Genomic DNA, 13,964 nt, shown 5'->3' with positions numbered 1-13,964 from the left:
CAGGAGGCGTCGATGGCGCAAGGGTTGTTCGACCTCAAGGGGCGGCGGATTCTCATCACGGGCTCCAGCCGCGGGATCGGCTTCGCGCTCGCCCGGGGCCTGGGCCAGGCCGGCGGCTCCATCATCCTGAACGGCCGCGACCCCAAGGCGCTGGGCGAGGCCGCGCGAACCCTGGCGGCGGAGGGCATCGATGTCGCCGAGGCCGGCTTCGACGTGACGGACCCGCATGCGCTCGACGCCGCGGTGGAGGAGCTGGAAACCCGCCTCGGCCCGATCGAGGTGCTGGTCAACAACGCCGGCATCAACCGCCGCTTCCCCGCCACCGAGGTGACGCCGGAGACCTTCCGCGAGGTCCAGGCCGTGAATGTGGAGGCCGTGTTCTTCATGGCCCAGGCCTGCGCGCGGCGGATGCTGAAGCGCGGCCACGGCAAGATCGTGAATATCGCCAGCGTCCAGTCCGAATTGGGTCGCGCCACCATCACGCCCTATGCCGCCAGCAAGGGCGCGGTGCGGACCATGACTCGCTCGCTTTGCGCGGAATGGGCCAAGGGCGGCGTGCAGGTGAACGCGATCGCGCCGGGCTATTTCGCGACGGAACTGACCAAGGTGCTGGTGGAAGACGAGGCCTTCACCGACTGGCTTTGCAAGCGCGTCCCCGCCGGCCGCTGGGGCAAGGTGGAGGAGCTCGTCGGCGCCGCCGTCTTCCTCTCCTCCGCCGCCTCCGACTTCGTCAACGGCCACCTGCTCTATGTCGATGGCGGCATGACCGCGGTGGTGTGACGGAAGGCCGGCGCGGCTAGGCCGCGCCCGCCCCCGCCTGCGCCGCCAGCCGCCGATACCGCTCCCGCGCCGCTTCCAGGTGCCCGCGCATGGCATCCCGCGCGCCGGCGGAATCGCCGGCCGCGATCGCCTCCGCCACCTGCCGGTGTTCCCGCCGCACCTGTTCCAGATAGGCGCGGCGCTCCGCATCGCTCCGCTCCACCAGGCCGAGCGCCCGGCGGGGGATGGCATGGCGGCCGAGCACTTCCAGCAGGCGCAGGAAATGCGGGTTGGCCGTGGCCGCGAAGATCGCGCGGTGCAGGGCGAAATCCGCCTCCGCCCCGTCGCTGCCCGATGCCATGGCCGCATCGAAGGCGGCCTCGGCCTCCCGGATCGCGGCCAGCGAGGCCTCGTCCCGTCGCATCGCCGCCAGGGCGGCGGCCTCCACCTCCAGCGCCAGGCGCAACTCCAGCACCTGGATGACCTGCTGAAGGCCCTCCGCCTCGCTCGGCGTGAGGCGGAAGATGCCCTCCCCGGGGCGGTCGCTGACGAAGGCGCCAACGCCCTGGCGGGTGAAGACCAGCCCCTCCGCCCGCAGCGCCGCCACGGCTTCCCGCACCACGGTGCGGCTGACGCCGGCTTCCCGCATCAGGTCCTGCTCGGTCGGCAGGCGCGCCCCCGGCGGCAGGCGGCCGCTGCGGATCTCCTCCGCCAGGCGATGCACCAGCGCGCCGGTGAGGTTGGCGGGGGAGCGCAGCGGCGCCATGCCGATGCCGCGGCCGCTCATGGTTGGACACCCCGGGCGGGGCAGGGAGGTTCAGTCATCATATGACCTGACAACGCTAGGGCGCGGCCCGCCGCCCGTCAATTCAGGCGGCGCCCTCCGCCACCACCCCGGCCTCCTCGGCCGAGATCAGCCGTCCCTCGAACCACAGCGCCGCGCAGACGCGGGACATGGCCCGCCCGTCATGGCCGATTCCCGCCACCGGGACCAGGGACCAGGCGCAGTCGAAGCCCCGCCGCCGCGCCTCCGCGCGTCCCGCCTCCAGATAGTGGTGCGCCCGCGCGAAGCGGTGCGGGCCCTGCGCCAGTGCCTCGGGGCTGGAGGGCAGGGAGGGTCCCACCTCCGTATCCCGGTCCCCCGCCAGGATGGTAAGCGGGAAGCGCAGCAGCGCCTCCACCTCCACCTCGGAAAGCCCGATCCCGCCCATCCCCTCGGGCCAGGTCTTCTCCAGGGTGGGCAGCGTGTACCAGCCCGGATTGCCGATTGTGGCGGCCTCGATCAGCCCGTGCGGCTGGGTGGACATGAGGCGATGACCGAACTGCCCGCCGGCGGAATGGCCGAAGACATGCGCCTTGGCGCGACGCGTCACGCCGCCTTCCTGCAACGCCTGGAACACCCGCAGCGGGATGCCGTAGCCCCAGGCCTCCCGCGGCCGCACGGCGCCGGAGGCATCGCGCACCAGTCCGTTGTTGTAGCCCTCCGCCGCCGGCCAGGCCTCGTTGCCGAAGGTGGTGGCGACGATGAGCAGCCCGTGCCGGTCCGCGGCATCGACCCAGAAGTCCCGGTAGTCGTCGCCGTTGCGCAGCATCCCGTGGCTCACCAGCACCACCGGGCCGTCCGGCGTGAAGCCGGCAGGCCGGTAGGTGTGCAGCGTCAGCGGCCGCGAGGAGTCGCAGATCGCATCGACCCACGGGATCGCGGCGCGGCCGGGCGTGGACAGCGCCTCGGCGAGGGTCGTGGTCATTCGGGCGAGATCTCCTGCGCCAGCGTCGTCTGGTCCATGCGGCCCTCGAACTTAAGCCCCCGGCGGAAGGCCCAGACCGCGCTCTCGAAATGGATGGGCAGCACCGGCATCTGCTCCAGCGCCCGCTGCGACGCCTCCCGCAGCAGCCGGTCCCGCGCCTGATCGTCCATCGTCGTCAGTGCCGGGATCGCCAGCGCGTCGAAGGCCGCGTCCGACCAGCCGCTGTAGTTGCTGGTGCCGATGCCGCGGTCGCGGTCCAGGCTCGCCACCCAGATGCGGAAGAACAGCAGCGTCTCCTCCGCATTCGCCGCCCAGCCGCCCATGGGCACCGAGAAATCGCGCCGCGCGCGGCGCCCGAAGAAGACGTTGGAGGGCATGGCATCCACCTCCGTCCGTACCCCGATGCGCGTGAAATACTGGCCCAGCGCCTGGGCGATGCGGGCATCGTTCACGTAGCGGTTGTTGGTGGCATGGACGGTCAGGGTGAAGCCGTTGGGATAGCCAGCCTCCGCCAGCAGCGCGCGGGCGCGGGCGGGGTCGTAGGGCAGCACGGGCAGGCCGGGGATGGTGCCCGTCATGCCATCCGGCAGGAACTGCGCCGCCGGCACCGCCAGCCCATCCATCACCCGCTGCACGATGGCGTTGCGATCGATGGCAAGCGACAGCGCCTGGCGCACCCGCACATCGCGCAGCGGATTGGGCGCCGCGCCGCCATTCACGAAGGGCGCGGCCTCACGCTGGTCCAGCTGCAGGAAGATCAGCCGCGTGGTCGGCGCGACCGCGAGGCGCATCGCCGCATTGCCGCGCAGGCGCGGGATGTCCGCGGTGGAGGGCGCTTCCACGACATCATGGTCGCCCGAGAGCAGCCCCGCCAGCCGCGGCCCCGCCGCCGTCACCGGCTGCAGCCGCACCTCCGCCCAATGGGGCTTCCTGCCCCAGTATTCCTCGTTCCGCACCAGCTCCGTCACGCCGCTGCGCCCGAAGCTCCGCATCCGGAACGGCCCGGTGCCGATCGCGGCGCTGCCCTCGTTGAACTGCGCCAGCGTCGGCCACGGCCCTTCCTTCGCCCCACAGCCCTGGGCCCCGTCATAGGTCACGGCGCGCGGGGCCACCGTGCTGGCGCTGATGATGCGGATCGATCCGAGGTCGGAGGGCAGCAGCGGCTCCGGCTCCCGCGTCGTGATGACGATGCGATGCGGCGTCTCCGTCTCCACCCGCGCGATGCGCCTGATGGTGGAGGAGAAGGAGGAAGCGAGCTCACTCTCGTTGTTGACGATGCGGCAGAAGGAGAAATGGACATCCGCCGCCGTGAAGGCCGCGCCGTTGTGGAAGCGCACCCCCTGCCGCAACTCGAACACCCAGGACCGGTCATCCCGCCGCGTCCAGCTCGTGGCGAGCGAAGGCCCCGCCTTCAGCCGCGCATCGAGGTCCACCAGGCTCTCGAAGACATGGTCATGCAGCGTGGAATTGGGCGCCGCCGCGTAGTGCTGCGGATCGGCCGAGGTCGGCTCCGCCGCCATGGCTATGCGCAGCGTCTGCGCCTCCACCGGCCCCGCCAGCGCCAGGGCCGAAAGCCCCGCCATCACCCATTCGCGCATCGGCCGCTTCCTCCGTCCCGGGCAGCCGATCATGCGGCCGGCCATCCCGGGACGGAAGGGGGTCATACCGCCGGCCGCTTGCAGCGACTCGCCGGTATTTCCTTTCCACGCCTCAATCGCCGGCGCCCGCTCCGCGGGCTTGGCTTCGCGGCACTTGCCGGGGGCGGCATTCGCGGCCTCGGCCGACTTCGTCGGCCGCCGGTCAGCCTGTCATGCCGTTGGAATCACACCACCCGGAAGTTCCGGAACTGACAGGGATCCTCGCGGTCCAGCTCCTCCGGGAACAGCACCGCGCGGTCCTGCAGCGGCGTCCAGTCGGAATAGGCGCCGACCACCTCCCCCAGATAGGGCGCGCAGATCGCGAGCGCCCGCTCATGGTCGATCTCATCGGATTCGACCACGCCGAGGCGCGGATTCTCGATGGCGTAGATCACGCCCGCGAGCACCGCCGCCGTCACCTGGAGGGATGTCGCGTTGTTGTGCGGCACCACGCGCCGCGCCTCCTCGATCGTCAGGCGGGAGCCATACCAATAGGCGCCCTTGGCGTGGCCCATCAGCAGCACGCCAAGCTCGTCCATGCCCTCCACGATCTCATCCGTCATCAGCCGCTTCTCCGGCTGCATCTGCCAGTTCTTGCCGGCGAGCTCGTGGATGGACAGCACCGCATCGTCGCAGGGGTGATAGGCGTAGTGCGCCGTCGGGCGGTAGGTCACCGCGCCGCTCTCATCCTTCAGCGTGTAGTAGTCCGCGATCGAGATGCTCTCGTTATGCGTGATGAGGAAGCCATGCATCGGCCCCTCCAGCGGCGTCCAGGACCGCACGCGCGTGGAGGCACCCGGCCGCATCAGGTAGATCGCCGCATCGCAGCCGAAGCCGTGGCGGTGGCCATCCGGCGGCAGCGCCTTCTCATGGCTGCCCCAGCCGAGTTCCGCGGGCTGGCAGCCCTCGCCCACGAAGCCGTCCACCGACCAGGTGTTGACGAACTCGCCCGGCTTCTTCGCCGTGCCACCGACCTGCGTGTCGCGCTCCGCGATGTGGATCACCTTCACGCCGAGGTCGCGCGCCAGTGTCGCCCAGCCCTTGCGGTCCGCGGGCTTCGGCACCTTCACCTGGCGTCCCGTGTCGCGGGCGATGTCGAGCAGCGCCTGCTTCACGAAATGGCTGACCAGGCCTGGGTTCGCGCCATGCGCGGTGACGCTGGTCGGGCCGCCGGCGAAGGCCGCGCGCAGCGCCACCGCCTCCTCCCGCATCGCGTAGTTGCTGCGTTGGGACGGCGTCAGGCTCGGATCCGTGTAGCCGCCGGCCCAGGGCTCCACCACCGTGTCCAGGTAGAGACAATCCAGCTCCTGGCACAGCTTCATGAGCGCCACGGAGGCGACGTCCACGCTGAGGTTCAGCAGGAAGTCGCCGCGACCCAGCAGCGGCGCCAGCAGGTCGCGGTAGTTCTCCCGCGTCGCGGGGTTGATGATGAAGCGCACGCCGTATTCCGCCGCCACCTCCTGCCCGCGTTCCTCCGCGGTCACGATGGTGATGCGGTCGGCGGTGATGCCGATATGGCGCAGGATGAGCGGCAGGACGCCCTGGCCGATCGACCCGAAGCCCAGCATCACCAGCCTGCCGGCGAAATCCACATGCTTCATCGTTCAGTCGCTCCCAAGGCGTCAGGCCGCCACGGCGGGCATGAAGTAACCCGGCGTGTCGAGCAAGGGTGGATCGATGACATCGACCATGCCGGCACGGTCGAAGCCGTTGAAGGCGGTGCGCAGGCAGCCGCCATAGGCGCCGAGCTGCCCGACCTCGATCCAGTCCCCCTCCTGCACGTCGGCGGGCAGCAGGAAGGGCCCTGCCATCCGGTCGGCGCTGTCGCAGGTGGGGCCCTGGAAGGCGAAGGGCACCGAAGCCGCGCCGCTGGCGCGCAGCAGGCGGACGGGGAAGCGGAACCCCGGCACCCCCGCATCGGACAGCGCGCCATAGACGCCGTCATTGACGAAGAGCTCGCCCCCCCGCCGCGCCTGCACCTGCAGGACGACGGAAGCGCCCCCCGCCACCAGCGCGCGGCCGGGCTCCGCCCAGAGCTGCACGCCCGGCAGGGCGGCGGCCTGGAAGGCGTCCCGGATCGCGGCCATGAAGGCCGAGAGCGGCGGCGGCAGGATGTCCGGATAGGCGACGGGGAAGCCGCCCCCGACATCCAGCACCTCCACCTTCACGCCAGCCTCCCGGATCACCTGCGCCGCCAGCGCAATGGCGCGGGCATAGGCGCCGGGCTCCAGGCATTGCGAGCCGACATGGAAGGAGACGCCGAGCCTGGCCGCGACCGGCCGCGCCGCCCGCAGCAGCTCCACCGCCACCGCCGGCTCCGCCCCGAACTTGCCCGAGAGGTCCATCACCGCTTCGCCCTTCGGCAGCGCGAGCCGCACGATGATGCCGAGGTCGGCGGCGTTGCCCGTCTCGGCCAGCACCTTCGCCAGCTCCGCGGCGCTGTCCACGACGAAGTCGCGCACGCCGTGCTGGGCATGGGCCTCCCGGATCGCGGAACGCGCCTTCACCGGGTGCATGAAGTGGATCGCGGCATCCGGGAACATGCTGCGCACCAGCCGCACCTCGGCCGCCGAGGCGCAGTCGAAGTGCCGCACGCCGCCCGCCCAGAGGGCGCGCAGCATCCCGGGTTCCGGGTTGCACTTCACGGCATACATGGTCGTGCCGGGGAAGGCGGCCAGGAAGGCGGAAGCCGTCGCCGCCACCTGCGCCGGGCGCAGGCAGTGCAGCGGCTCCTCCGGCCGCAGCGCCGCCACCACGCCGTCGACGGTGCGGGGCAGGGCGGGCGCGGCAGGGCGGCGGAGCGGCGCGACGGCGCCGCGGAAGCGGAACTCGGTCATGGCGGTGGCCCTCCTTCGGCGCGGCGTTAAGCCCGCCGCCGCACCACACGATGGGGCGCGGCGGCGGGAAGGAGGGAGCCGTGAGCCTGCCCAAGGCTCCGCCCCGGCACGCCGCGCCTGAAGCGCGGACGGGACGCGGCGGAGGAGCCGTCGCATGCGCGCCGTCCTGCCCTCAGGCAGTCGGTCGCGCCGCGGTCCGGCTCAGGCGCAATGACGATGGCGAAGAGCCACGCATGCGGCGATCAGGCGACTCAGGCGGTTCCCTCGAACCTACCCGGCGGTGAGGCCGGGTCGAACAAAGGACGCGTCCCGTCGTTGCTGTGCCCATGCTTCCGGATGGGAAGGGGGCTCGCGGCACGTGCGATGGCGTCGTGAAGTAGCGCCCCGGGTCATCCCCGCGGCGTGGCCGGAGAAATAGCGGCGCGCCCGCAGGATTGCAAGCGGATTTTTTGGTGTCTGCGATGATCCCCGCGCATGACGCCTTGCCATTCGCGAAGACCGCCGGAAAGGTTTCTGCCGCTGATGTCAGAGGCAGAGATATTCCCAGGCCATGGTCGCCGCGGCCAGCGCCGTGATTTCCGCCACGTCATGGGCGGGCAGCACCTCCACCACATCCATCCCCCTGAAATCGATGCCTTTCAGCCGCCGCAGCATCGCCTGCGCCTGCCAGCTGGCCAGGCCCCCGATCTCCGGCGTGCCCGTGCCGGGCGCGAAGGCGGGGTCCAGCACGTCGATGTCGAAGGAGAGATAGGCCGGCGCGGTGCCGACCACATCCCGCACCTTCGCCGCCACCGCGGCGGGGCCAGCCTCATGAAAATCCTGCGCCGTCACGATCGTCACGCCCTGCGCCAGGGTCCAGTCCCAGACATCCCGCTGCACCGGGCTGCGGATGCCGATCTGGATCATCCGGCGCGGGTCCACCAACCCCTCCCGGATCGCGTGCCAGAACACCGATCCATGCGCATAGGCCTGGCCGAAATTGTCCTCCCAGGTGTCCACATGCGCGTCGCAATGGACCAGCGCCAGCGGCGCGCCGACGCGCTTCCGCAGCGCGCGCAGCAGCGGCAGCGTCACCCCATGCTCGCCGCCGAAGGCAACCAGGTGGTCGAGCGCCGACGCCTGCTCCTCGATCAACGCCAGGCTGCCAGGAATATCGCCGAGCGCGATGCCGAAGTCGCCGATATCCGCAATGGGCAGGGTCGCGGGATCGACCCAGGACCCGGGATGCGCCCCATCCACCAGCATCCGCGACGCCGCCCGGATCGCCCGCGGTGCATCCCGCGCGCCGGCGCGGTTTGTAGTGCCGATATCAAGCGGGATGCCCGCTACCGCGATGCCGCCTGACGGGTCGCGCCGCGTCACGCCGAGGAAGCCCGGCGGGGTGGCGAAGGTCGGCGTTCCGGCCATGCGGCGTCTCCGGTTCGTTGCGCGCTGGACAGGGCAGGGGCCGCGCGCGAGGCTTCCCCTCATGCCTGATTTCGACCCGGAGCGGGATATCCTGCCCTTCGACCTCGCGGCCTCCCGTCGCGGCATGCGCCTCAACCGGCTGGGCCATGCGCTGCGGGATCCCGCCACCCGCGCGCGCTTCGCAGCCGATCCCGCCGCCGTGCTGGATGCCGCAGGCTTGACCGCGGCGGAACGCACCGCGCTGGAAGGCCGCGACTGGCGCGCCCTGCTGGCACTCGGCGCCAGCGTCTATGCACTCGCGAAGATCGGCGGCGCGATGGGCGTGCCCCTGCCGCAGATCGTGCGGGAGGGAAGGGGCTGATGGCGCGCATCATCGGCGGCATCGGCATCACCCACAGCCCCGCCGCCATCTTCGCCCATGACAAGGGGCTGGGCGGCAAGCCCGACTGGGCGCCCTTCTTCGAGCCGCTGGCGCAGGCGCGCGCCTGGCTGGAAGCGGCGCGGCCGGACCTCATCCTCTGCGTCTACAACGACCACCTGAACCACTTCTTCTTCGATGCCTATCCGAGCTTCGCGATCGGCGTGGCGGATGAATTCCCGCTCGCCCCGGAAGCCGGCGCCATCCCCGCCTTCCCCCCCATCCCGGGCGACTTCGCCCTGGCCGCGCGGATCACGGAGGCAATGGTCGCCCGCGACTTCGACCTGACCGTCTGCCAGGAGCTGGCGCTGGACCACGGCGCCGCCGGCCCGCTGCGCATGCTGGCGGAGCCCTGGCCCGCGCCGGTGGTGCCGATCTTCGTCAACGTCCTGCGCGCCCCCGTCCCCCGGCCAGCGCGGCTCTACGCGCTGGGGCGCGCGCTGGCGGAGGCCGTAGCGGCACTGCCCGATGACCTCCGCGTCGTCGTCGTCGCGACCGGCGGCCTCTCCCACCAGCTGCACGGCCCCCGTGGCGGCGAGATCAACGAGGAATGGGACCTCGACTTCCTCGCCCGCCTGCCCGGGGAGGGCGAAGCGCTCGCCGCCCTGACGACGCGCGACTATGTGGTGCGCGGCGGGGCCGAGGGCGCGGAGACGGTGATGTGGCTCGCCATGCGCGGCGCGCTGCCCGACGCTGTCCGCCCCGTCGTCACCGGCTACCTGGCGACGGGCAGTACCGGGCTGGGGCTGCTGGTGCTGGAAGCGGGGTAGGCGCCGAAACCGCTGGCAATCGGCGCCTGTTCCGCGTATGTTCCAGATACCATCGCCACGCTCGCGCCGTGCAGCCCTCTCCCCCCGACGGCGGCTGAGGGGGGCGCGCCGACGCTCCTGTAATTTGTCCCAAATCGCCCGCGAAAACGGTGCTAAACGCACCTAAACGGCATAAGCGGCATAAGTCGCTTAGCGACTAAAAAGTCACACTCACCGCGCCTTCAGCCTGGTCCGCACCGACCACAGCTCCGGGAAGAACCCCCGCTCCAGCACCCCCTTGAGGTAGGAGACCCCCGCCGAGCCGCCTGTGCCCATGCGGTGGCCGATGATGCGCTCCACCGTCTTCATGTGCCGGAAGCGCCAAGTCTGGAACGCGTCCTCGAGGTCCACCAGCTCCTCGGCCAGTTCGTAGAGGTCGAAATGCGCCTCGGGGTTCTCATAGACCACCGCCCAGGCCGCCGTGACGCCCTCATCGGCCTCATGCCGCTTCGTCAGGTCGCGCTCCAGCACTGCCTGCGGCACCGGCAGCCCGCGCCGCGCCAGCAGCCGCAGCGCCTCGTCATAGATGGAGGGGCCGCGATACGCCGCCTCCAGCGGGCCCATGATGTCCGGCCGGTGGCGATGCGGCCGCAGCATGAACTCGTCCTTGGCGCCCATGCGGAACTCGATCATCCGGTACTGCCACGACTGAAAGCCGGACGAACTGCCGAGGCTGGCGCGGAAGGCCAGATAGTCATGCGGCGTCATGGTGGAGAGCACGTCCCAGGCGCCGATCAGCTGCGCCTGGATTCGCGAAACCCGTGACAGCGCCTTGAAGCAGGGGCGCAGCTCGTCCCGCCGCATGTTCTCGATCGCCAGGTCCATCTCATGGTTCAGCAGCTTCATCCACAGCTCCTGCACCTGGTGGATGGTGATGAACAGCAGCTCGTCATGCTGGCCGGACAGCGGCGCCTGCGCCGTCAGCAGCTGGTCGAGCCGGAGGTAGTCGCCATAGCTCATGCGCTTCGCGAAATCGGTCTCGACGCCTTCGACCATCGGGAGGATCTCCTTGAACCCCGATAGTTTAAGCTTAAACTATCCCCCGAGGGGAACCCGAATATGCTGGACCTGCGCGCCCATTTCTCCCGCTTCCTCGGTGCCCGGCCCACGCGGCTGCATGTGGCGGCCCATAGCCACCACCCCTGGCCGGACGCGACGCGGGCGGCGCAGCTCGCGGCCTGGGACGTGGCGGCGGAGCATCAGGACGACAAATGGGGCACCATCCTCGGCCCCGTCTGGCAGGCGGCGCAGGGCCACGTCGCCCGCCAGGTCGGCGCGCCCGACCCCGCCACCATCGTCTTCGCGCCCAACACACATGAATTCGTGGTGCGCATCCTGTCGAGCCTGCCGACACACCGCCCCGCCCGCATCCTGACGACGGATGGCGAATTCCATTCCTTCGCCCGCCAGGTCACGCGGCTGGAGGAAGAGGGTCTTGTCCGTGTCACCCGCATCGCCTCCGACCCCGGCCCGGACTGCCTGCCCCGCCTGGCGGAGGCCGCGCGGGCGGGCTTCGACTTGGTCTGGACCAGCGAGGTCTTCTTCCACTCCGGCTACGCGCAGGAGGGTTTCGCCGACCTCGCCGAGGCCGCGGGCGACGCCGTGCTGGTCATCGATGGCTATCACGGCTTCATGGCCCGGCCCGTCGATATCTCGGCCGTGGCCGACCGCGCCTTCTACCTCGCCGGCGGCTACAAATACGCCATGGCCGGGGAGGGCGCCTGCTTCATGCACTGCCCGCCCGGCTGGCTGAAGCGGCCGCGCGCCACGGGCTGGTACGCCGCCTTCGGCGCGCTGTCGGCCAGCGATGGCAGCGTGCCCTATGCGACCGATGGCTGGCGCATGATGGGCGCCACCTTCGACCCCTCCGGCCTCTACCGCCTCAACGCCGCGATGGACTGGCTGGAGGCGCAGGGCATCACCACCGCCGCCATCAGCGCCCATGCCCATGCGCTGCAGGAACGCTTCGTCGCGGGCCTCGCCGGCACAGGCCTCGATGCCCGGTACCTCGCCGTGCCCGTCACGGAGCGGCGGCGCGGCAATTTCCTCGCCTTCGACCTCGACGATGCGGAGGCCTGGCAGTCACGCCTTGCCGCGGCGGAGATCATCACCGATCGCCGCGGCCGGCGCCTGCGCTTTGGCTTCGGCCTCTACCACGCGGCGGAGGATATCGACCGTTTGCTGGACCGGATCAGGACACTGCCCTGACCGGCAGCGAGACCGGGCTGCGAAAGGTCGGTGAATGGGCCCAGTCGATGGGCCCATCCTCCGCCCGCGCCAGCACGGGCAGCTTCTCCAGCAGCGCGCCGAGGAACACGCGCGCGACGCTGCGTGCCAGCGCCGCGCCCGCGCAGAAATGGATGCCGTGGCCGAGCCCGAGATGCCGCGTCGGCTTCCGCCGGATATCCAGCACATCCGGCTGCGGGAAGGCGCGCTCATCCCGGTTCGCGCTGCCATAGGCCAGCATCACCTTCTCGCCGGGCCGCATGAGCTTGCCATGCAGTTCGACCGGTTGCGCGATGGTGCGCGCGAAGCGCTGCGCCGGCGTCTCCCACCGCAGGAACTCCTCGACGGCGTCGGGGATCAGCGCCTGGTCTGCAACCAGTTCTTCCCGCGCCCCGGGATGCGCCATCAGCGCCAGCACGGAATTGGCGAGGAAGCTCGACGTGCTCTCGAAGCCCGCGCCGAAGACCGCGCGGGCCATCCACACCACGCTGTCGCCTTCCAGCCTCTCGCCCTCGATCTCGATGGTCAGCAGCGCGGTGATCATGTCCTCGCCCGGATTGTCCCGCCGCGCTTCCACCTGCTGCGCGACCAGCCCGAACAGCGCCGCCTGCGCCGCCTCGCCCTCCGCCGTGCGGCTGCGCGTGACGGGGTCGCGATACATCGACAGGTCGATCAGCCGCTTGAACTGCACCAGATCCGTGCCCGCGATGCCGAGCAGATGCGCCATCACCTCCCCGGCCAGGGGCGAAGTGACATCCCTGACAAGATCAAAGCTGGGCCGCCCGGCAACACCTTCCACGACTCGTGCGGCGGCAGCCTGAAGAAACGCGGACTCCTCCGCGATGCGCCTTCGCCCGAAGGCCTCGTTCACCAGCGCGCGCAGCCTGGTGTGCCGGGGCGGATCCACGCTGCCGACGGTGCGGCCGAGCTTGGCCTTGCTGTCATCGATGACGTTGCCGCCGGTATTGGAGAAATGCGGCCAGTCATGCAGCGCGGCGAAGACATCGGCATGGCGCGACAGCACCCAGCAGCGGGCACCCTCCGACCAGTAGCAGGGATGCTCGTCTCGGAGCCGCCGGTAGAAGGGGTAGGGATCAGCATGGACCGCGAAGCTGAAGGGATCGAAGATCGGGTCGCTCATGGAAGGGAAGGGTAACGCCGTGGCGGATCGCGAGTCCAACCGCCCCATCGTGCTGGCCGTGCCGGGGTTCGAGGCCGCGAATGTCGCGACGGCCATGCGCGCCACCTTCCCGCACCGTCCGATCCTGTCCTGGCCCGAGCACGATGCGGAGGCCGAGGTGCTGGTCGCCTTCCGCCCGCCGCCCGGCATCTTCGTGGCGCTGCCAAGCCTCCGCCTGGTGCATGCCTCCGGCGCCGGGGTGGACCACATCCTGCGCGCGCCCGGCCTGCCGGCCGATCTGCCCGTCTGCCGCGTCATCGACCCCGCGCCGGCGCTGGCCATGGCACGCCACGTCGTCCACGCCGTGCTGCACATCCTCGGCAACCACGCCCGCTATGCGGAGCAGCAGCGGGAGGCGCAGTGGATGCGCCTGCCGCCCCGCGCACTGCCCGCGAGCCGTGTCGCGGTGCTCGGCCTGGGCAGCATGGGGCAGGCGGCGGCGCAGGCGCTGGCGGCGCTCGGCCTGCCCGTCACGGGCTGGTCCCGCACGCAGCGCGACCTGCCCGGCATCCCGACTGCGCATGGGATGGCGGCTCTGGATGGCGTGCTGGCCTCGGCCGATGTCGCGGTGGTGCTGCTGCCGATGACAGCGGAGACGGAGGGCCTGCTCGATGCCCGCCGCCTGGCGCTGATGCCCCCCGGCGCCGCCATCGTCGCCGCCGGCCGCGGCAACCAGGTGGTGGAGGCCGACCTCCTCGCCGCCCTCGATGCCGGCCATCTCTCCGCCGCGCATTGCGACGTCTTCGCCACGGAACCGCTGCCGGCGAGCAGCCCGCTCTGGCGGCACCCGCGCATCACCATCACGCCCCATATCGCGAGCCCGCCCGATTCCGCGGCCCTCGCCCGCAGCGTCGCCGCCGCGCTAGCCGCCCTGGATGCGGGCGAAACGCCACCGGGCCTCGCCGACCGCGCGCGCGGCTATTGACCGCGATGCCACCGCGCG

At 71.1% G+C, this 13,964-nt stretch carries 13 protein-coding genes; 5 read left to right on the top strand and 8 right to left on the bottom strand.

Features of this window, described 5'->3' with window-relative positions:
* Nucleotides 1-12: 12 nt before the first annotated feature.
* Nucleotides 13-780, top strand: coding sequence for an SDR family oxidoreductase (locus G3576_RS01385; protein WP_164692529.1), 768 nt, complete (start codon nucleotides 13-15; stop codon nucleotides 778-780).
* A gap of 16 nt (nucleotides 781-796) precedes the next feature.
* On the opposite strand, the gene G3576_RS01380 is transcribed toward G3576_RS01385, so the two are convergent.
* The 6 genes from G3576_RS01380 to speB form a co-directional block, all read right to left on the bottom strand.
* Complete coding sequence (locus tag G3576_RS01380; protein ID WP_164692528.1) at nucleotides 797-1,546, bottom strand: FadR/GntR family transcriptional regulator; 750 nt, start codon at nucleotides 1,544-1,546, stop codon at nucleotides 797-799.
* 82 nt (nucleotides 1,547-1,628) lie between these two features.
* The gene (locus G3576_RS01375) at nucleotides 1,629-2,507 is read right to left on the bottom strand and encodes an alpha/beta hydrolase (RefSeq protein ID WP_164692527.1); all 879 of its coding nucleotides are present in this window, start codon (nucleotides 2,505-2,507) and stop codon (nucleotides 1,629-1,631) included.
* The gene (locus tag G3576_RS01370) at nucleotides 2,504-4,105 is read right to left on the bottom strand and encodes an ABC transporter substrate-binding protein (RefSeq protein WP_164692526.1); all 1,602 of its coding nucleotides are present in this window, start codon (nucleotides 4,103-4,105) and stop codon (nucleotides 2,504-2,506) included. Before G3576_RS01370 ends, G3576_RS01375 begins: the two co-directional genes overlap by 4 nt.
* Before the next feature lie 224 nt (nucleotides 4,106-4,329).
* The gene (locus G3576_RS01365) at nucleotides 4,330-5,745 is read right to left on the bottom strand and encodes a homospermidine synthase (protein WP_164692525.1); all 1,416 of its coding nucleotides are present in this window, start codon (nucleotides 5,743-5,745) and stop codon (nucleotides 4,330-4,332) included.
* Nucleotides 5,746-5,766: 21 nt separating this feature from the next.
* Nucleotides 5,767-6,981 carry a type III PLP-dependent enzyme gene (locus G3576_RS01360; RefSeq protein ID WP_164692524.1) on the bottom strand — a complete coding sequence of 405 codons (1,215 nt, stop codon included), beginning with the start codon at nucleotides 6,979-6,981 and terminating at the stop codon, nucleotides 5,767-5,769.
* Nucleotides 6,982-7,506: 525 nt separating this feature from the next.
* Nucleotides 7,507-8,388 carry an agmatinase gene (gene speB / locus G3576_RS01355; RefSeq protein WP_164692523.1) on the bottom strand — a complete coding sequence of 294 codons (882 nt, stop codon included), beginning with the start codon at nucleotides 8,386-8,388 and terminating at the stop codon, nucleotides 7,507-7,509.
* Nucleotides 8,389-8,449: 61 nt separating this feature from the next.
* Here speB and G3576_RS01350 point away from each other — a divergent pair, with 61 nt between their 5' ends.
* Both G3576_RS01350 and G3576_RS01345 read left to right on the top strand, forming a co-directional pair.
* Nucleotides 8,450-8,749, top strand: coding sequence for a hypothetical protein (locus G3576_RS01350; RefSeq protein WP_164692522.1), 300 nt, complete (start codon nucleotides 8,450-8,452; stop codon nucleotides 8,747-8,749).
* Entirely contained in the window at nucleotides 8,749-9,576 is an 828-nt protein-coding gene (locus tag G3576_RS01345; protein WP_164692521.1) for a class III extradiol dioxygenase family protein, read from the top strand. Before G3576_RS01350 ends, G3576_RS01345 begins: the two co-directional genes overlap by 1 nt.
* A gap of 210 nt (nucleotides 9,577-9,786) precedes the next feature.
* Here G3576_RS01345 and kynA read toward each other — a convergent pair whose 3' ends face one another.
* Entirely contained in the window at nucleotides 9,787-10,611 is an 825-nt protein-coding gene (gene kynA, locus G3576_RS01340) for a tryptophan 2,3-dioxygenase (protein WP_164692520.1), read from the bottom strand.
* Between the two features lie 63 nt (nucleotides 10,612-10,674).
* On the opposite strand from kynA, the gene G3576_RS01335 reads away from it, so the two are divergent.
* On the top strand, nucleotides 10,675-11,823 hold the full coding sequence (locus G3576_RS01335; RefSeq protein ID WP_164692519.1) for an aminotransferase class V-fold PLP-dependent enzyme: 1,149 nt from the start codon (nucleotides 10,675-10,677) through the stop codon (nucleotides 11,821-11,823).
* Here G3576_RS01335 and G3576_RS01330 read toward each other — a convergent pair.
* Complete coding sequence (locus G3576_RS01330; RefSeq protein ID WP_164692518.1) at nucleotides 11,807-12,982, bottom strand: cytochrome P450; 1,176 nt, start codon at nucleotides 12,980-12,982, stop codon at nucleotides 11,807-11,809. The genes G3576_RS01335 and G3576_RS01330 overlap by 17 nt on opposite strands.
* 19 nt (nucleotides 12,983-13,001) lie before the next feature.
* Between G3576_RS01330 and G3576_RS01325 the strand changes: the two genes are divergently transcribed.
* Nucleotides 13,002-13,946 carry an NAD(P)-dependent oxidoreductase gene (locus G3576_RS01325; RefSeq protein ID WP_164692517.1) on the top strand — a complete coding sequence of 315 codons (945 nt, stop codon included), beginning with the start codon at nucleotides 13,002-13,004 and terminating at the stop codon, nucleotides 13,944-13,946.
* Nucleotides 13,947-13,964: the final 18 nt, after the last annotated feature.

It is taken from the genome of Falsiroseomonas algicola (assembly GCF_011040385.1).
Classification (GTDB): domain Bacteria; phylum Pseudomonadota; class Alphaproteobacteria; order Acetobacterales; family Acetobacteraceae; genus Falsiroseomonas; species Falsiroseomonas algicola.
This window is presented reverse-complemented; position numbering and strand designations above follow the sequence as displayed.